General features: G+C 62.8%; 18 protein-coding genes. 5 read left to right on the top strand and 13 right to left on the bottom strand.

Going from position 1 to position 16,737, the window contains the following annotated elements; translation table 11 throughout:
• Nucleotides 1-11: 11 nt before the first annotated feature.
• From AC07SZ_RS23190 to AC07SZ_RS23160, 7 genes are all read right to left on the bottom strand, one after another.
• Entirely contained in the window at nucleotides 12-476 is a 465-nt protein-coding gene (locus tag AC07SZ_RS23190; protein ID WP_494916024.1) for a GNAT family N-acetyltransferase, read from the bottom strand.
• The gene (locus AC07SZ_RS23185; RefSeq protein WP_494916023.1) at nucleotides 473-883 is read right to left on the bottom strand and encodes a DUF302 domain-containing protein; all 411 of its coding nucleotides are present in this window, start codon (nucleotides 881-883) and stop codon (nucleotides 473-475) included. Before AC07SZ_RS23185 ends, AC07SZ_RS23190 begins: the two co-directional genes overlap by 4 nt.
• Nucleotides 883-3,804, bottom strand: a complete 2,922-nt coding sequence (gene uvrA / locus AC07SZ_RS23180) for an excinuclease ABC subunit UvrA (protein ID WP_056576787.1) — start codon at nucleotides 3,802-3,804, stop codon at nucleotides 883-885. Before uvrA ends, AC07SZ_RS23185 begins: the two co-directional genes overlap by 1 nt.
• Nucleotides 3,805-4,506: 702 nt before the next feature.
• The gene (locus AC07SZ_RS23175; protein ID WP_056576790.1) at nucleotides 4,507-4,806 is read right to left on the bottom strand and encodes a hypothetical protein; all 300 of its coding nucleotides are present in this window, start codon (nucleotides 4,804-4,806) and stop codon (nucleotides 4,507-4,509) included.
• Between the two features lie 88 nt (nucleotides 4,807-4,894).
• The gene (locus AC07SZ_RS23170) at nucleotides 4,895-5,500 is read right to left on the bottom strand and encodes an ATP-dependent Clp protease proteolytic subunit (RefSeq protein ID WP_056576793.1); all 606 of its coding nucleotides are present in this window, start codon (nucleotides 5,498-5,500) and stop codon (nucleotides 4,895-4,897) included.
• Nucleotides 5,501-5,521: 21 nt separating this feature from the next.
• Entirely contained in the window at nucleotides 5,522-5,998 is a 477-nt protein-coding gene (locus AC07SZ_RS23165) for an SRPBCC family protein (RefSeq protein ID WP_056576796.1), read from the bottom strand.
• 14 nt (nucleotides 5,999-6,012) lie between these two features.
• A complete protein-coding gene (locus tag AC07SZ_RS23160) occupies nucleotides 6,013-6,327 on the bottom strand; it encodes an ArsR/SmtB family transcription factor (protein ID WP_015317709.1) in 315 nt (104 codons plus the stop codon).
• Nucleotides 6,328-6,553: 226 nt separating this feature from the next.
• Between AC07SZ_RS23160 and AC07SZ_RS23155 the strand changes: the two genes are divergently transcribed.
• Together AC07SZ_RS23155 and AC07SZ_RS23150 are read left to right on the top strand one after the other, a co-directional pair.
• On the top strand, nucleotides 6,554-7,075 hold the full coding sequence (locus AC07SZ_RS23155) for a single-stranded DNA-binding protein (RefSeq protein WP_056576800.1): 522 nt from the start codon (nucleotides 6,554-6,556) through the stop codon (nucleotides 7,073-7,075).
• Nucleotides 7,076-7,220: 145 nt separating this feature from the next.
• On the top strand, nucleotides 7,221-7,646 hold the full coding sequence (locus AC07SZ_RS23150; protein ID WP_065005094.1) for an OsmC family protein: 426 nt from the start codon (nucleotides 7,221-7,223) through the stop codon (nucleotides 7,644-7,646).
• A gap of 19 nt (nucleotides 7,647-7,665) precedes the next feature.
• Here the strand turns inward: AC07SZ_RS23150 and AC07SZ_RS23145 are convergent, their stop codons facing one another.
• The 3 genes from AC07SZ_RS23145 to AC07SZ_RS23135 form a co-directional block, all read right to left on the bottom strand.
• On the bottom strand, nucleotides 7,666-8,295 hold the full coding sequence (locus AC07SZ_RS23145; RefSeq protein ID WP_010909625.1) for a MarC family protein: 630 nt from the start codon (nucleotides 8,293-8,295) through the stop codon (nucleotides 7,666-7,668).
• A 101-nt stretch (nucleotides 8,296-8,396) separates the two neighbouring features.
• Nucleotides 8,397-8,774, bottom strand: a complete 378-nt coding sequence (locus AC07SZ_RS23140) for a VOC family protein (protein WP_494916021.1) — start codon at nucleotides 8,772-8,774, stop codon at nucleotides 8,397-8,399.
• Nucleotides 8,775-8,806: 32 nt separating this feature from the next.
• Entirely contained in the window at nucleotides 8,807-9,334 is a 528-nt protein-coding gene (locus tag AC07SZ_RS23135; RefSeq protein ID WP_494916020.1) for a hypothetical protein, read from the bottom strand.
• An 85-nt stretch (nucleotides 9,335-9,419) separates the two neighbouring features.
• Between AC07SZ_RS23135 and AC07SZ_RS23130 the strand changes: the two genes are divergently transcribed.
• Nucleotides 9,420-10,313, top strand: a complete 894-nt coding sequence (locus AC07SZ_RS23130) for a helix-turn-helix transcriptional regulator (protein WP_494916019.1) — start codon at nucleotides 9,420-9,422, stop codon at nucleotides 10,311-10,313.
• Here AC07SZ_RS23130 and AC07SZ_RS23125 read toward each other — a convergent pair.
• A complete protein-coding gene (locus tag AC07SZ_RS23125; protein WP_056576814.1) occupies nucleotides 10,277-10,900 on the bottom strand; it encodes a ParB-like protein in 624 nt (207 codons plus the stop codon). The two genes, AC07SZ_RS23130 and AC07SZ_RS23125, sit on opposite strands and share 37 nt — an antisense overlap.
• Complete coding sequence (locus tag AC07SZ_RS23120) at nucleotides 10,897-12,603, bottom strand: SulP family inorganic anion transporter (RefSeq protein WP_494916018.1); 1,707 nt, start codon at nucleotides 12,601-12,603, stop codon at nucleotides 10,897-10,899. The genes AC07SZ_RS23125 and AC07SZ_RS23120 overlap by 4 nt, the downstream gene beginning before the upstream one ends.
• 210 nt (nucleotides 12,604-12,813) lie before the next feature.
• On the opposite strand from AC07SZ_RS23120, the gene gyrA reads away from it, so the two are divergent.
• On the top strand, nucleotides 12,814-15,618 hold the full coding sequence (gyrA, locus tag AC07SZ_RS23115) for a DNA gyrase subunit A (RefSeq protein ID WP_494916016.1): 2,805 nt from the start codon (nucleotides 12,814-12,816) through the stop codon (nucleotides 15,616-15,618).
• A 68-nt stretch (nucleotides 15,619-15,686) separates the two neighbouring features.
• On the opposite strand, the gene AC07SZ_RS23110 is transcribed toward gyrA, so the two are convergent.
• Entirely contained in the window at nucleotides 15,687-15,839 is a 153-nt protein-coding gene (locus AC07SZ_RS23110) for a hypothetical protein (protein WP_081294748.1), read from the bottom strand.
• Nucleotides 15,840-16,159: 320 nt separating this feature from the next.
• Between AC07SZ_RS23110 and coaD the strand changes: the two genes are divergently transcribed.
• Nucleotides 16,160-16,660 carry a pantetheine-phosphate adenylyltransferase gene (gene coaD / locus AC07SZ_RS23105; protein WP_056576824.1) on the top strand — a complete coding sequence of 167 codons (501 nt, stop codon included), beginning with the start codon at nucleotides 16,160-16,162 and terminating at the stop codon, nucleotides 16,658-16,660.
• Nucleotides 16,661-16,737 lie beyond the last annotated feature (77 nt).

Genomic DNA, 16,737 nt, shown 5'->3' with positions numbered 1-16,737 from the left:
ATTCAGAAAAATCAGACCGTCGTGGTTTCGTCGACCGGTTTTGCCATGTCGACCAGTACCCATCCTGGCCTGTAAGGGTTGGGCCGGCGACCCGTTTCGCGATAGCCGTAAGCGAGATAGAGCGCGATGTTCCGTTCCATTTTCGCATTGGTGTAGAGCCGTATCTCCGGCAGGCCCCACAAGCGCGTCTGCTCGTCGGCGTGTCTCAGCAATGCGATACCGAACCCCTTGCCCTGGAAGGCGGGCGACACAGCGACGGAGAAGATCATCGCGTGATCCTCATGCCGCTCCAGCGTGATCACTCCGGCAAGTTCGCCGCCGCTCTCCAGCAGCCAGACCTCGCCGTTGGCGATGCGCGGCGCATAGTCCTCGGTCACCGGGATCGGCGGCGCGTCGAGTATCGCGTTGTAGGGAGCGTAGGCTGCTTCCGTCAGCTTGACGATCGCGGCGAGATCTTCGGAGCGCGCAAGCCTCATGATTGATCCATTCCAGCGGCAGCGGCGATCATCTTTTTCATGCCGGCAGCCATAGCCGCGACCGTGGCGCGGCTGGTTTCGCCCAGGCCATGGCGCTCGGCGATCCAGTGCGGATCATTGTAGGACAGCCAGATCTTGCCGTCCTCATCCTCCCAGGCCAGCGCCTTCACCGGCAGGTCGATGCCGGCAAGTTGCCTGTCCTGCATCAGTGGTGTGCCGCCTCTGGGGTTGCCGAAAATCAGCAACTCTGTCGGCCGCAGCGAGGCGCCGACATCGCGTGCGCCGGCTGCATGATCGATGCGAGTGAACACATGCAGTCCGGATCGCTCGATCGCCTCGGCGAGGCGATCGATGGTTTCGGTCACGCCAAAACGGCTCTGGGCCGTGATGAGACCATCCTCCGCCATCACTCAGCCGCTTCGCGCTTGCCTCCGGGGCGCCGCTCCAGCAATTCCTTGAGGAATTGGCCGGTGTAGCTGCGCTTCTCGCGCACGATCGCTTCCGGCGTGCCCGAGGCAACCAGTTCGCCGCCGCCGTCGCCGCCTTCGGGACCGAGATCGAGCACCCAGTCGGCGGTCTTGATCACTTCGAGATTGTGCTCGATGACCACCACCGTATTGCCTTGGTCGACCAGTTCATGCAGCACTTCCAGCAGCTTGGCGACGTCGTGGAAATGCAGGCCGGTGGTCGGCTCGTCGAGAATGTAAAGCGTCTTGCCGGTCGCCTTGCGCGACAATTCCTTGGCCAGCTTGATGCGCTGCGCTTCACCGCCCGAAAGCGTCGTCGCCTGCTGGCCGATATGGATGTAGCCGAGGCCGACCTGCTTCAGCGTGTCGAGCTTGTCGCGCACACCGGGCACGGCGGCAAAGAAATCGACACCTTCCTCGACCGTCATGTCGAGCACGTCCGCGATCGACTTGCCCTTGAACAGGACATCGAGCGTTTCGCGGTTGTAGCGCTTGCCGTGGCAGACATCGCAGGTGACGTAGACGTCGGGCAGGAAGTGCATCTCGATCTTGATGACGCCGTCGCCTTGGCAGGCCTCGCAGCGGCCGCCCTTGACGTTGAAGGAGAAGCGGCCGGGCTGGTAGCCGCGCGCCTTGGCCTCCGGCAGGCCGGCGAACCAGTCGCGGATCGGCGTGAAGGCGCCGGTATAGGTGGCGGGGTTCGAACGCGGTGTCCGCCCGATCGGCGACTGGTCGATGTCGATGACCTTGTCGAGGAATTCGAGGCCCTCGATGCGATCATGCTCGGCCGGATGCTCGCGCGAACCCATGATGCGGCGCGAGGCCGCCTTGAACAGCGTCTCGATCAGGAAGGTCGACTTGCCGCCGCCCGACACGCCGGTGACGGCGGTGAAGGTGCCGAGCGGGATTTCAGCGGTGACGTTCTTCAGATTGTTGCCGCGCGCGCCGACGATCTTCAGGCGCCGGTTTTTTTTCGCCTCACGCCGAACACCAGGGGTGGCGACCTCAAGCGCGCCCGACAGATACTTGCCGGTGATCGAATTGGGGTTGGCCATCACCTGCTGCGGCGTGCCTTGGGCGATGATCTCGCCGCCATGGATGCCGGCCGCCGGTCCCATGTCGACGACATAGTCGGCATGCAGGATGGCGTCCTCGTCATGCTCGACGACGATCACCGTGTTGCCGATGTCGCGCAGGTGCTTCAACGTATCGAGCAGGCGCGTGTTGTCGCGCTGGTGCAGGCCGATCGATGGCTCGTCCAGCACATAAAGCACGCCGGTGAGGCCGGAACCGATCTGCGACGCCAGCCGGATACGCTGGCTCTCGCCGCCCGACAGCGTGCCGGAATTGCGCGACAGCGTCAGATAGTCGAGCCCGACATCGTTGAGGAAGCGGAGCCGTTCACGAATTTCCTTCAGCACCCTGACCGCGATCTCGTTCTGCTTATCGTTGAGCTGGGCCGGCAGGTCGGTGAACCACTGGTCGGCCTTGCGGATCGACTGTTCGGTGACTTCGCCGATATGCTTGCCGCCGATCTTCACCGCCAGCGCCTCGGGCTTCAGCCGATAGCCTTTGCACACGGGGCAGGGCGTCGCCGACATGAAGCGCTCGATCTCCTCGCGCATCCAGGCGGATTCGGTCTCCTTCCAGCGACGTTCAAGATTGGGAATGACGCCTTCGAAGGTCTTGGTGGTCTTGTAGGAGCGCAGCCCGTCATCATACTGGAAAGTAACTTCCCGCTCGCCGGTGCCGCGCAGGATCGCGTCCTGTGCTTCCGCGCTCAAATCCTTGAACTTGTCGCCGAGCTTGAAGCCGTAAGCTTTGCCCAAGGCCTCCAGCGTCTGCACGTAATAGGGCGAGGTCGACTTCGCCCACGGGCTGACGGCGCCGTCGCGCAGCGACACGTTCTCATCGGGTACGACGAGATTGGGATCGATGGCGCGCTGGCTGCCGAGGCCATCGCAGGTCGGGCAGGCGCCGAACGGATTGTTGAACGAGAACAGGCGCGGCTCGATCTCGGGAATGGTGAAGCCCGACACCGGACAGGCGAATTTTTCCGAGAACAGGATGCGCTCATGCGTCTCGTTCTTCGACTTGTTCACCGAATCCTCGCCGGTCTGGCTGGAATCGAGCGGCTTGTCGGCGAACTCCGCCACCGCCAGCCCCTCGGCGAGCTTCAACGCTGTTTCGATGGAGTCCGCGAGGCGGGTTGCCAGATCGCCACGCACCACGATGCGGTCGACGACGACGTCGATGTCGTGCTTGTATTTTTTATCGAGCGCCGGAACATCGGCGATCTCGTAGAAGACGCCGTCGACCTTGACGCGCTGAAACCCCTTCTTCTGCAGTTCCAGGAGTTCCTTGCGGTACTCGCCCTTGCGGCCGCGCACGATCGGCGCCAGCAGGAACAGGCGCGTGCCTTCCTCGAGCGCCAACACCCGGTCGACCATCTGGCTGACCGTCTGGCTCTCGATCGGCAGGCCGGTGGCCGGCGAATAGGGCACGCCGACACGGGCAAACAGCAGGCGCATATAGTCGTAGATCTCGGTGACGGTACCGACCGTCGAGCGCGGATTCTTCGAGGTGGTCTTCTGCTCGATGGAGATGGCAGGCGACAGGCCGTCGATCTGGTCGACATCCGGCTTCTGCATCATTTCGAGGAATTGCCTGGCATAGGCCGACAGGCTCTCGACATAGCGGCGCTGGCCTTCGGCATAGATGGTGTCGAAGGCGAGCGACGATTTGCCCGAGCCGGACAGGCCGGTCATGACGATCAGACTGTCACGCGGCAGGTCGAGATCGACGTTCTTGAGATTGTGTTCGCGCGCCCCGCGAATGGAAAGGAATTTATGGTCGGCCATCGCCGGTCGCCGCCTCAGATCTGGAATTCGTGGGATTGGCGGGATTTTCCCGGCCATCCCCTATGTAGGTGTTTTTGCCGCCACGTCGAGAGACGCCACAATTCCCGACAGAAGTCGTTTAACCGCCTTTCGCGCGAACGGGCAAGCGGAAAGAACAAAGGCTGAACACGCTCCTGACAAAGCTGTGCAGAAACTGACCGGGACGTAACCTCCCTTCGATCACATTTTTCCGTAACCGGATATTGATGGTTGACGCAGCCCGCTCACGGGAGCAGTCTCGTGCAGTCAGCGAAGCCGGCCGTCTTTCGATGGCCTCGCCGCCCCAAGGCGGCCTGCGAGACGCCGCAGGCATTTGCGATTTGCGCTTCGCGACGGCAATGTCGCAACGGACACAGGAGCGGAGCATGACGCCACCGGATAGTCCCCAAGGGCTCCACGTCTCGTTGGAGCCGCGGCAGGCATAAGTGCCAGGGTTTAGCGTTTGCGCCACCCGGCAAACCGTGACTTGCCGTATTCCCTAAAGATCAGAGACTGCCAGTCGGATCGTCGGCTGACGCCGCGAAGCATCCGAAATCAAACGCCGGCAGTATACTCCCGGCAAAAAATGGATTTGAGATCCAGAAAAGCCCCGTCCGTTTGCCCAAGGCACGGCGGGGCTGTTCTTTTGAGGAAATGGCTGAACTGGCCCTGGCGGAGGGCTGCTCACCTCGGGGGCTTAAACCCACCCGTGGCCATATCGACCGTGATGCTGCCGGAAATCCTGACATCGGTATCGCCGATCTTGAACGTGCCGTTCCCGTTGCTGGGGAACGCATCGTCCGGTTCCGGCTGGGGAGCCGGCTTGGCGATGCGATAATCGCCGGCCACGCCGGGCAGGGCGCCTTTCTTTGCCTGCGCTAAGCCGTCGTCGGCGAGTGCCATGCCGCTCACCAGGCTGGCGAAAGTGAACACCACGGCGGCGATGACGCGATGCGACGTCCTGGGCGAATAAGTGTCGATCATCCCCGGATTATAGGGACGAGCCGTCCCCGGAACCAGACCGGTGTCGTCAAATCTTCGACATGTGGCGGGACTCCGATCTGGCTTGCGCTTACGCCGCCTTTTTGCGCGTATCGAAAACGTGGTCGACAATGCCCCATGCCTGGGCCTCGCGGGCGGTCATGAAATGGTCGCGGTCCAGCGTGCGTTCGACCTCCTCATAGCTGCGGCCGCAATGCTGGGCATAGAGTTCAGCCATATGGCGTTTGGTCTTGCCGATCCGCTCGGCATGGCGCTGTATGTCGGAAGCCTGGCCCTGGAAGCCGCCCAGCGGCTGATGCAGAAGGATGGTGGCGTTCGGCAGCGCGATGCGGCGTCCCGGCGTGCCCGCCATCAGCAGGAACGAACCCATCGAGGCGGCAAAACCCATGCACACGGTCGATACCGGGCAGCTGACATATTGCATCGTGTCGTAGATGGCAAAGCCGCTGGTCACCACGCCGCCCGGCGAGTTGATGTAGAGCGAGATCTCCTTGTCGGGATTGTCCGACTCCAGCGACAAGAGCTGCGCGCAGACCAGCGCCGAGACGTCGTCGTTGATCTCGCCATTGATGAAGACGATGCGCTCGCGCAGGAGCCGCGAGAAAATGTCGAAGGCGCGTTCGCCGCGGCTCGATTGCTCGATCACCATCGGCACCAGACTGGCAATACCACTCATTTTCTTCTCTGATTTCCGTGTTCAGGCCGCACGCGGCACAAGGCGCGGTGTGTTCGCCGCGATGGGCTTTGCGGCCCCGCGCAGCCCGAGCGAAAGCCGGCAGCCGGCACCCGCCATGACAACGGCAGGCATCGCCTTGCGGGAAAATCCGTCATGGACGATGCGCAGATGCGTGCCGCCGGAAACTGTTCGGGCGAGCGTGAAGGTGACGACGCTGTCGAGTGGATCCTGGCGCGCGGCGCCGCCCGCCTGCTCTCGCCAGGAATAGCGCAGCAGGCGTTCGGGCTCGGCGTCAAGGATTTCGCACTCGATCACAGCGTCCGTCGCGGCGAAGGCAAAACGGTTGCCGATTTCCGGCGTGATGTCGTTGGGCATCATCCAGGCGGCGAGCAGTTCCGGCACCGTCAGCGCTCGCCAAACCTTTTCCGGCGGCTCCGCAAGGTCGTATTCGAACTCGAGCACATCCGAGGCGGCTTCGCTTTGGCTTTCGGCGTTCATTGATCCGACTTCCTTCACTGATCCATGTCCTTCAAAACCGTCTTCAACCTTTCGATGCGCTCCGGCCAGAAGGTCCGGTAGCGTTCGATCCAGGAGAGCAAGGGGGCAAGCCCCTGCGGATCGGCGCGGTAATAGGCGTTGCGGCCGGCCCGCCGCTCGACCACGAGGCCGGCGCCGCGCAGCACCGCCAGATGCTGCGAGACGGCCGGCTGCGACACAGTCAGGCCGCTGCGCAATTCCGACACGCTCATCTCGCTCGTCGCGAGGCGCTCGAAGACGGCGCGGCGTGTCGGGTCGGCCAGGGCGCGGAAAATCTCTGCTTCGATCATGAGAAAAGCATAAGTCGATACTTATTGATTTGGCAAGCGCTGTTTTGAAACCCATATGAAAGCTCCGGGCATTGCTGCCATTCCTTGACAATCAGCAGCAGTGCATATAGGAACGAAAAGGGAACAAAAACCTTGTGGGAAAAGCCAGCCTTAGCAGGCGGCGGACGTGCGCAGCCTGTAAGGTGCTGCGACAAAAATTTGTTTCGGATGAGCGCGGAGAAAAAACATGGCGGGTAGCGTCAACAAGGTCATTCTGGTCGGCAATCTTGGCGCGGATCCGGAAATCCGTCGCCTGAACTCGGGCGAGCCGGTCGTGAACATCCGCATCGCCACGTCGGAGAGCTGGCGCGACAAGAATTCCGGCGAGCGCAAGGAAAAGACCGAGTGGCACAATGTCGTCATCTTCAATGAGGGCATCGCCAAGGTGGCCGAGCAGTATCTGAAGAAGGGCATGAAGGTCTATGTCGAGGGCCAGCTGCAGACCCGCAAATGGCAGGACCAGACCGGCGCCGACAAGTACACGACGGAAGTCGTGCTGCAGAAATTCCGTGGCGAACTGCAGATGCTCGATGCGCGCGGCCAGGGCGAGGGCGGCCAGGTCGGCGGTTATTCCGGTGGCGGCAGCAGCCGTGGTTCCGATTTCGGCCAGTCCGGCCCGAACGAAAGCTTCAACCGTGGCGGCGGCGCCCCCAGGGGCGGCGGTGGCGGCGGTTCGTCGCGCGAGCTGGATGACGAGATCCCGTTCTGATCGAAAGCAATGCCGAACGGCGGACGTCGCCAGATGGCTGACGTCACGTGATCGATACGCCCCGAGGGTCCTGATGGACTTTCGGGGTTTTGCGTTGTTGATTGGCCTGACAGCAGGCGCGATCTGGGACTGAAAGGATAGGACGGTGAAGGCACGGGTAAAGTGGGTCGAGGAGCGCACCTTCGTCGGTGAGTCCGGCAGCGGTCACAAGCTGGTGCTGGGAACGGCATTCGGACCTGAAGGCAAGACTCCGGGGCCGAGCCCGATGGAACTGGTGCTGATCGGCACCGGCGGCTGTTCGGCCTATGATGTCGTGCACATCCTGGAAAAGGGCCGTGAGGCGGTTGAGGACTGCGTGGTCGAGCTCGATGCCGACCGGGCCGAGACCGAGCCAAAGGTGTTCACGCGCATCCACATGCATTTCATCGTCAAGGGCAGGGCGCTCTCGCCTGACAAGGTCAAGCGGGCGATCGACCTGTCGATCGAAAAATACTGCTCGGCCTCGGCGATGATGGCCAAGACGGCCATGATCACGCATGATTTCGAGGTTGTAGACACGTCGGCGAAGTAAGGCAGTAGGGGGCTGCCGCTCATCCCGCCATCAATGCCTTGATGCCGTCGGCCACGAACTGCACGGCCAGCGCGGCCAGGATGACGCCGAGCAGGCGGGTCAGGATCGAGCGGCCGGTCTGGCCGAGGATGCGGTCGATGCGTTCAGACAGCACGAACACCAGATAGGTGATGGCCAGGCAGACGAAGATGATGCCGACGAGTGCTGCCTGCGCGGCAAAGCCCTGAAACGAGCCGGAGAGCAGCACGGTCGCCGAAATCGCGCCGGGGCCTGCGATCAGCGGGATCGCCAGCGGGAAGGCGGCGATGTTGTGGATCATGTCCTTGGTGATGGCGACGTCGCCGATCTTCTCCTTGCGGTCCTGGCGACGCTCGAACACCATTTCGAAGGCGATGAAGAAGAGCAGAAAACCGCCGGCAACGCGGAAGGCCGGCAGGGTGATGCCGAACACCGACAGGATGGAGGCGCCCGCAACCGCGAACAGCGCCATCACCAGGAAGCCGATGACCGAGGCACGCACCGAAACCTGCTGGCGCTCCTCGCGGTTCATGCCGCGTGTCACGGCGAGGAACAATGGCGCCAGCCCGGGCGGATCGATGGTCACGAGAATGGTGACGAAGGCATTGAACAGGCTGTCGAAACTCGGCATCGCTGATCCCTCCCGCCGGGCCGAGCCCGCTCCACATTGGTAGAGCAAAGCCCGGCCGGTGGAAACAGTCAGGACCGCGAAAGCACGGGCTCCCGGCAAGGCTAGCCGGCGGCGTCGCAATAGGCCTTCAGGCGATAGCCGTCCGGGTCCACGACAAAGGCGGCATAGTAATTTTCACCATAGTCGGCGCGCAGACCCGGACCGCCATTGTCGCTTCCGCCTTCGCGCAACGCACCGGTATGGAAGGCATCGACGCTGGCCCGCGTTGGCGCGGCGAAGCAGAAATGCAGGCCGGATTTTCCATCCGCCGGCACCGGCCGTGCCGCCTCGTTGACCCATAGCGCGACGCTGTGGGCGCCATAACCGAGCGAACCCGGTGACTGGCTGAGACAGCTGTAGCCGAGAGGCGTCAGCGCTGCATCATAGAAGCGCTTCGAGGCATTGCTGTCGCGAACGCCGATCGAAATATGGTCGAACATGGTTTTCTCCATTGGTACAACGCGTTGCGGCGTCATCTTGCAGATTGACGGCGCGCCAAGAACTCGACTTCGAGGTGCCAGTCCGCGCCGTCGTGCGAGCGCTCGCCGAGCCATCGAAAGGAGTTCTCGGTGATCCGCGAAAAACTCCAGCACACCGAGGAGCCGGTGCCGTCGGCGCCGAGCTGCACGATCGTGTCGCCCTCGGCACGGCCGAGCTGGCGGCTGAAATACGTGTTGCGTGGATCGCTCCAGAAGATGTGCCAGGCGTCCGCGCCGGGATCATAGACCCGCAGCGTCGTGCCGTAGAATGTCCACTTGCCCAGGGAAGGCTGGGAACCGCTGTTCCGCGCGGGCAGGATCCAGACATCCTGGATGGCGCGGCCTTCCAGCACCCAGCCGAAATGCACCTCGCCGCGTCCGGTCAGCACGGTGCCGTCCTCGAGGTGGCGTGAGGCGTCGAAGGTCCAGGCGCCGACGAAGCGGCCGTAAAGGTTCAGTTTTTCGGCAGGCCCGACCATCGGTCCGGGACTGTGCAAGGCTTCGGCGAAGGGGTCGAACATGGCTGCGGCCTCTTTCTGTCAGGAGACCTGGAGGAGTAGGCGCTGACGGGGTTCTGGGCTTGGGAAAAATTGCTATATTTCGGCCATGACGGCGACGACCCGCACTCTTGCATCCGGACCCGGCTGGCACGTCGCGGACGTGATCTGCACGGCCGGTGCCGACGACCGGCCGTTCGAGGAGGCCCATCAGGATTTCTGCGTCGCGGCGGTCACCAGCGGCACGTTCGGCTACCGCGCGCGGCAAGGCACCGCCATGCTGTCGCCCGGCGCATTGCTGCTCGGCAATTCCGGTACATGCTATGAATGCGGGCACGAGCATGGCAGCGGCGACCGTTGCCTCTCGTTCCATTTCGGGCCGGCCTATATGGAACGGATCGTCGCCAACGTGCCGGGCGCCCGAACCCTCACCTTCGAGGCGCCGCGCCTGCCGCTCTTGCCGGCCTTGGCACCGCTGCTGGCCGAGGCGGAAGCCGCGCGCGACATGGCCGATAAGGATGCCTTCGAGGAACTTTCCCTGCGCTTCGCGGGTGCCGCCGTGGCCACGGTTTCCGGCGCCACGCCTGTCCTGCGCACGCCAAGCCGCCGCGATCAGAAACGAGTGGCGGAAGCGGTGCGGCGGATCGAGCTGGATGCCGACGGGCCGGTTTCGCTGTCCGCACTGGCGGATGGGGCAGCGACCAGTCCCTATCATTTCCTGCGCATTTTCCGGCAGGTTGCCGGCATGACGCCCTACCAGTTCCTGCTCAAGACCCGGCTGCACCGGGCGGCGGTGCGGCTGCGCCTGTCGGACGATGCGATCTCGGCGATAGCCTTCGACGCCGGTTTCAACGACCTGTCTACTTTCAACCGCCGGTTTCGACGCGTCATGGGCGAGACGCCACGCGATTATCGCGCCCGCCGGTCAGACAGCACCGGCATGCGGGTGCCTCGACGGAGACAAGCTCAATCCGAGGTCGGTCCGCACCAGCCCGGCAGATAGTCCGCGTCCTTGCCCTTGGCGAGCGTCAACGCCTCCTTCATCGCCTTGTCGAAATTCTTCGCAACCGCATTGCGATCGATGCGCCGGCGAAGGAAATCCGCCCAGATGAATTCGCTGAACGGCGTCGTGTCCTTGGCGAAGCCGCCTTGCCGGCGCAACTCGCCGGCCATGCTTCTATAGGGATCATCGATCAACTCGCCGATTGTCTTTGGAATTGCCGAGTAGTCGCGGCGGCGGCCGTTCTCATCGAACGGGTGCATCCAGCCCCTGTTGTCGAGCACGAAAAGAAACGCGTCCTTGTCAAGCGCGGACAGGTCGCTGATCACGGTCACAAGCACGTCCTTGACGCCTTCTTCGAGCAGGGCGCGAGCGAGGTGATGGTGATCGGTGACGTAGTTTCGATTTTTGGGACCCAATACGACGGGCACCATGTGTCTGCCGAGAAAAGCGCCGGTCTTCTTCTTGGCGTCCTGTTCCCGGATCATCTGGCGTTTCAACGCAACTTCCCGCATGCCGACCGTTATCTGCGTCGGCCGCAAGTCCTCGACGGGAACCGGCGTGACAATGGGTTCTCGGGGGTCGATCATGGCACTCCATCCTGTTCTTGCTGCTGCTGCTGTTGCCCCGGACCAAGTGATTTGATCGCCGCGTCGACGCTGTGGAATATGTGTTTCGTGCCGACCATTTCAGCGATGCCGAACCGCGCCAGGGCCGCCTGGGCGCGCAGCGATTCCAGACGCGCGATTGCAAAGACCGCGCCCGCCTTGCGGCAATGAAGGATGGTGTCGATCAGGGCCTGGGCGGCGGTGTAGTCGATTTCGACGATGTTGCTGGCCTCCAGCACGACCAGTTTCACTGTTTCGTTCCTGGCATCGACGAGATCGCAAAGGCCGCGCTTGAAACGGTCGGCATTGACGAAGGACAGCGGCGCCTGGAAGGCCGCGACCAGAACGCCTGGGAGCTGCTCGCCGGCACCTGGCTTGCCGGGCGGCCACCAGACGGAAGTCCCTGGCACTTGTTCGAGCTCGATCGGCTGCGTCTGGGTTGCGCTCCAGATCCCGTGCAACAGCGACAGGCCGATGCCGACTGCCACGCCGGTCTCGATCGGTAACACGACGATCGCCGCCATCGTGATCAGGATCAAGGCGAATTCGACCGGCGCCTGCCGGTAGACGCTGGCAAACACCTTCCATCGCAGTATGTGCTGGGCAACGAACATCAGGACGCCGGCAAGGGCTGCCTGTGGAACATTGGCGAGCAGACTGCCGCCGAAAGCGCCGAGCGCCAGCACGATGGCCGCGGCAATGAGGCCGGACAGTTGCGAGCGGCCGCCCGACTGGGAAACGATTGCCGTGCGCGGCGGGCTGGCGTTGACGGCAAAGGCGCCGAACAGGCCGGACGCGATGCTGCCGGCGCCGGCGCCGACAAAATCGCGGTTGACGTCGGGTGCATCGTCCGGTTGCGAGGCAAAGGAACGCGAGGTGGCGGCCGTCTGCACCATGACGACGATGGCGATCAGCAGAGCCAGCGGAACGAGCGCCTGCACATCTTTGAGGCCGGCCTCCGGCAAGTAGGCTCGCGGCAGACCGTTTGGCAGCGCGCCAAGCACCTCGACGCCGCGATCCCCGAGGTCGAAGGCGACGACCGCAAGCGTGGCAAGCACCATGCCGATCAGGGCGCCAGGGATGCGGGCGCTGATCCGTTCCGAGCAGAACACGATCGCGAACACGCCGAGGCCGAGCCCGAGGGCCCAGGGATTGGTGAGATGGAGACTGCCGGCAATCTCGCCGATACGCCGCAAGGTCTCACCGCTCTCGGCAGGCAGGCCGAGCAGCCCTGGCATTTGCGAGACGATGATGTGGACGGCGATGCCGGCCAAAAAGCCAGTTGTGACCGGCACCGAGAGGAGATCGGCGATCCAGCCGAGGCGAAAGATGCCGCTCAGCGTCACGATCGCCCCGACCATCAAGGCCAGCATGGCTGCCAGGGCCAGATAATGCGGCGAGCCGGATGTGGCGAGCAGCGCCAGGCTGCCGGCAAACAGTGGCGTGATGGTCGAATCCGCTCCAACCGAGAGGTGGCGATTGGCGCCAAACAGGGCAAACGCCACCGAACCGGCGACAAAAGCGAAGAACCCGACCTCGGGAGCAAAGCCGCCGAGCCGGGCCGTTGCCATCTGCTCGGGAATGGCGATCGCGGCCAGTGTCAAACCCGCGACCAGATCGCCATTGAGATCCCGAGGCTGCCAGCCGCTCAACGCTCGCAAAGGCAGCCAGCGGCTCCGATTCATCGTACTTGCGGCTTTCGCTTGGGGAAATCGGTCCATTGCCGGCTTTTGCCTTGTGGCGGCGAAAAGCGTTGTGGCCATATCGTCGCAATCAGCGGTATCCTTTTGAAATTACCACCAAAAATGACACTGGAAAAGTGCCGCTAACATTGGAGTTTCGGCTGCGCTTCCTATATAAGCGGTCAGTGATTCCTGATTAGATTGTGATCCGATTTGACCGACCAAAAGACACCGCGCGGCGCCGACGGCGGCCCTACCGGCATCGAGCCCATCTCCATCATCGAGGAGATGCAGAGCTCGTATCTCTCGTACGCCATGAGCGTGATCGTCAGCCGTGCGCTGCCCGATGTGCGCGATGGCCTGAAGCCTGTCCATCGCCGCATCCTCTACGCGGCGCATGAGAGCGGCTACCACTGGAACCGCAAATATGTGAAGTCGGCGCGCCCGGTGGCCGACGTGATGGGTAAATACCATCCGCATGGCGACGCCTCGATCTATGATGCCTTGGTACGCATGGCGCAGGATTGGTCGCTGCGCGTGCCGCTGATCGACGGGCAGGGCAATTTCGGCTCGATCGACGGCGATCCGCCGGCGGCGATGCGCTACACCGAGTCGCGGCTGACCAAGGTCGCGCATGAACTGCTGGAGGATATCGACAAGGACACCGTCGATTTCCAGGACACTTATGATGCCTCGGACACCGAGCCGAAGGTCCTGCCGGCGCGCTTTCCCAATCTGCTGGTCAATGGCTCCGGCGGTATCGCCGTCGGCATGGCCACCAACATCCCGCCGCACAATCTTGGCGAAGTCTGCAATGGCGCCATCGCCGTCATCGACAATCCGGCGATTGACCTGCCGGCACTGATGGAGATCATTCCGGGCCCTGATTTCCCGACCGGCGGCATCGTGCTCGGCCGTTCCGGCATCTACAGCGCCTATTCGACTGGCCGTGGCTCCATCGTGATGCGCGGCAAGGTCAACATCGAGCAGCGCGGCAATGACCGTGAATCGATCATCATAACCGAGGTTCCCTACCAGGTGAACAAGGCCTCGATGATCGAGAAGATGGCCGAGCTGGTGCGCGACAAGCGCATCGAGGGCATTTCCGACATCCGTGACGAAAGCGACCGCCAGGGCTATCGCGTCGTCATCGAGCTGAAGCGCGACGCCGTCGCCGATGTCATCCTCAACCAGCTTTACCGGTTCACGCCGCTGCAGTCTTCTTTCGGCGCCAATATGGTGGCGCTGAATGGCGGCAAGCCGGAACTGCTGACCCTGACCGACATGCTGAAGGCGTTCGTCTCCTTCCGCGAAGAGGTCATCACAAGGCGGACGAAATTCCTGCTGCGCAAGGCGCGCGACCGCGCCCATGTGCTGGTTGGTCTCGCCATCGCCGTTGCCAATATCGACGAGGTCATCAAGCTGATCCGCACCGCGCCGGATCCGCAGACGGCGCGCGAGCAGTTGATGGAGCGGCGCTGGCCCGCGGGTGATGTCGAATCGCTGATTCTTCTGATCGACGATCCGCGCCACCGCATCAACGAGGACGGGACCTACAATCTCTCCGAGGAGCAGGCGCGCGCCATTCTTGAGTTGCGCCTGCAGCGCCTGACCGCGCTCGGCCGCGATGAAATCGCCGACGAGTTGAACACGATCGGCGACGAGATCAAGGACTACCTCGACATCCTGTCGTCGCGCGCGCGTGTCCAGCAGATCGTCAAGGACGAACTCGCCGCAGTGCGCGACGAGTTCGGTACGCCACGCCGCACCGAACTCACCGACGGCGGCGCGGACATGGAAGACGAGGACCTGATCCAGCGTGAGGACATGGTCGTGACGGTGAGCCACTCCGGCTACATCAAGCGCGTGCCGCTGTCGCTGTACCGGGCGCAGCGCCGCGGCGGCAAGGGCCGCTCCGGCATGTCGACCAAGGAAGAGGATTTCGTCACCCGGCTGTTCGTGGCCAACACGCATACGCCGGTGCTGTTCTTCTCTTCACGCGGCATCGTCTACAAGGAAAAGGTCTGGCGGCTGCCGATCGGCAATCCGCAATCACGCGGCAAGGCGCTGATCAACATGCTTCCGCTGGAGCAGGGCGAGCGCATCACCACGATCATGCCGCTGCCCGAGGACGAAACGAGCTGGGGCGAACTCGACGTGATGTTCGCCACCACGCGCGGCACCGTGCGCCGCAACAAGCTGTCCGATTTCGTCCAGGTCAACCGCAATGGCAAGATCGCCATGAAACTGGAGGAGGAAGGCGACGAGATCCTCGGCGTCGAGACCTGCACCGACAATGACGACGTGCTTTTGACCGCGAGTTCCGGCCAGTGCATCCGCTTCTCGGTCGGCGACGTGCGCGTGTTCCAGAGCCGCAACTCTGTCGGCGTGCGCGGCATCACCATGGCCGAGACCGACCGCATCATCTCCATGTCGGTGATCGAGAGTGTCGATGCGTCGCCGGCCGAACGCGCCGCCTATCTCAAGCGGGCAGCAGCCGAACGGCGGCTTGCCGCCGGTATCGCGGCCGGCGAAGAGGAAGAAATCGCGCTGACCAATGAAGAGGTCGGCGAGGAGACGGAGCTTTCCGACGAGCGCTACGAGTTCCTCAAGGCGCACGAGCAGTACGTGCTGACGGTTACCGAATACGGCTACGGCAAGCGCTCGTCTTCCTACGATTTCCGTCTGACCGGACGCGGTGGCAAGGGCATCCGGGCCACCGACGTGTCGAAGGCGGCGGAGATCGGCCGGCTGGTGGCGACCTTCCCGGTCGGGAATGACGACCAGATCATGCTGGTGTCGGATGGCGGGACCGTCATCCGGGTGCCGGTCAACGGCATCCGTTTCGCCAGCCGCGCCACCAAGGGCGTGACCATCTTCAATACGGCTGAGGGTGAAAAGGTGGTTTCTGTCGAGCGGATCTCGGAGCCGCAAGCGGACGAGGAGAGCGAAGAGGCCGTCGAGGGTGGCGTGGAGTCCGGTCCGGTGACGGCTACTGGCTCGGATGGTGCCGAGTAAGTCCTGGACCGGTTTTTGACATAGCAACGCCGGCCCATTGGCCGGCGCGGCAGGAAGTCTGGAATGACTTAGTAGTGACGATACGGCTTGCGCGGGCCGAAGCCTTCGAAGCGCTTGACGGTTGCCTTGACGCGGACGCGTTGTGCCTCTTGATGCAGCCCGAAAACGGTGGCGATCAGCATGGCGACGGTCATTGCGGTGGCGAGCATGTAGATCAGCATTTGCGTGTTCTCCTGCGCCTTACAACGGATAGATGGGATTTTGGTTTCATCTTATTAAGGTGCAATCTAATGAACGCTGCGTGAAGGCTTGGTGATCAGCTTGTTCATCTGTCGTTCATGCGCCGGAAAAGGTTCACGGCCCGCCCGCCATCGGATTTGCCTTTGTGAGAGAGGCTCGCTAGAGCCTGTTCCATCTTGGTGGACTGAAGATGGAACAGGCTCAAGCTTTCATTTGAGCATGATCTCCAGGACAAACGAAAAACCGTTTGTCCGCAAAAACCGGTTTCCACTTTTTGGGATCATGCATTAGAAGCTCCGCCATGACCGAACGCATCGCCCTTTATGCCGGCTCCTTCGACCCGCTGACCAACGGCCATCTCGATGTGCTGAAGGCGTCGCTGGCGGTTGCCGACATCGTCTATGCCGCGATTGGCATTCATCCCGGCAAGAAGCCGCTGTTCTCCTTCGAGGAACGGGTCCAGTTGATCGAAGCCGCCACGAAAGCCGAATTTGGCAGCGATGGCGCCCGCATCCGGGTGGTCGCCTTCGACGGGCTTGTCATCGATGCCGCGAGGAAGCAGGGCGCCTCGATCATGATCCGCGGGCTACGCGACGGTACCGATCTCGACTACGAGATGCAGATGGCCGGCATGAACGAGACCATGGCGCCTGAATTGCAGACGGTCTTTCTGCCCGCCAGCCCGTCGGTGCGCACCATTACCGCCACACTTGTACGGCAGATAGCCTCGATGGGCGGCAACATCCGCCCCTTCGTGCCGGCGGCAGTTGCTGGCGCGCTCACCGCCAAATTCGCGAAATAAGCCTCGGAGAAAACACATGCAGCTGAAAAGGCTCGCCTCGTTCCTTGTCGTGCTCGCCGGTCTTTTGACCGCTTCCG

The organism is Mesorhizobium sp. GW821-FHT07A06 (assembly GCF_059419085.1).
This window is presented reverse-complemented; position numbering and strand designations above follow the sequence as displayed.

Coding starts and splice junctions, on each gene's coding strand:
- uvrA (WP_056576787.1), bottom strand. CDS start 3,804: ATGGCCGACCATAAATTCCTTTCCATTCGCGGGGCGCGCGAACACAAT.
- AC07SZ_RS23170 (WP_056576793.1), bottom strand. CDS start 5,500: ATGAGTGGTATTGCCAGTCTGGTGCCGATGGTGATCGAGCAATCGAGC.
- AC07SZ_RS23190 (WP_494916024.1), bottom strand. CDS start 476: ATGAGGCTTGCGCGCTCCGAAGATCTCGCCGCGATCGTCAAGCTGACG.
- AC07SZ_RS23130 (WP_494916019.1), top strand. CDS start 9,420: ATGACGGCGACGACCCGCACTCTTGCATCCGGACCCGGCTGGCACGTC.
- AC07SZ_RS23175 (WP_056576790.1), bottom strand. CDS start 4,806: ATGATCGACACTTATTCGCCCAGGACGTCGCATCGCGTCATCGCCGCC.
- AC07SZ_RS23185 (WP_494916023.1), bottom strand. CDS start 883: ATGGCGGAGGATGGTCTCATCACGGCCCAGAGCCGTTTTGGCGTGACC.
- AC07SZ_RS23155 (WP_056576800.1), top strand. CDS start 6,554: ATGGCGGGTAGCGTCAACAAGGTCATTCTGGTCGGCAATCTTGGCGCG.
- AC07SZ_RS23120 (WP_494916018.1), bottom strand. CDS start 12,603: ATGAATCGGAGCCGCTGGCTGCCTTTGCGAGCGTTGAGCGGCTGGCAG.
- AC07SZ_RS23125 (WP_056576814.1), bottom strand. CDS start 10,900: ATGATCGACCCCCGAGAACCCATTGTCACGCCGGTTCCCGTCGAGGAC.
- AC07SZ_RS23135 (WP_494916020.1), bottom strand. CDS start 9,334: ATGTTCGACCCCTTCGCCGAAGCCTTGCACAGTCCCGGACCGATGGTC.
- AC07SZ_RS23110 (WP_081294748.1), bottom strand. CDS start 15,839: ATGCTGATCTACATGCTCGCCACCGCAATGACCGTCGCCATGCTGATC.
- AC07SZ_RS23145 (WP_010909625.1), bottom strand. CDS start 8,295: ATGCCGAGTTTCGACAGCCTGTTCAATGCCTTCGTCACCATTCTCGTG.
- AC07SZ_RS23160 (WP_015317709.1), bottom strand. CDS start 6,327: ATGATCGAAGCAGAGATTTTCCGCGCCCTGGCCGACCCGACACGCCGC.
- AC07SZ_RS23140 (WP_494916021.1), bottom strand. CDS start 8,774: ATGTTCGACCATATTTCGATCGGCGTTCGCGACAGCAATGCCTCGAAG.
- AC07SZ_RS23165 (WP_056576796.1), bottom strand. CDS start 5,998: ATGAACGCCGAAAGCCAAAGCGAAGCCGCCTCGGATGTGCTCGAGTTC.
- coaD (WP_056576824.1), top strand. CDS start 16,160: ATGACCGAACGCATCGCCCTTTATGCCGGCTCCTTCGACCCGCTGACC.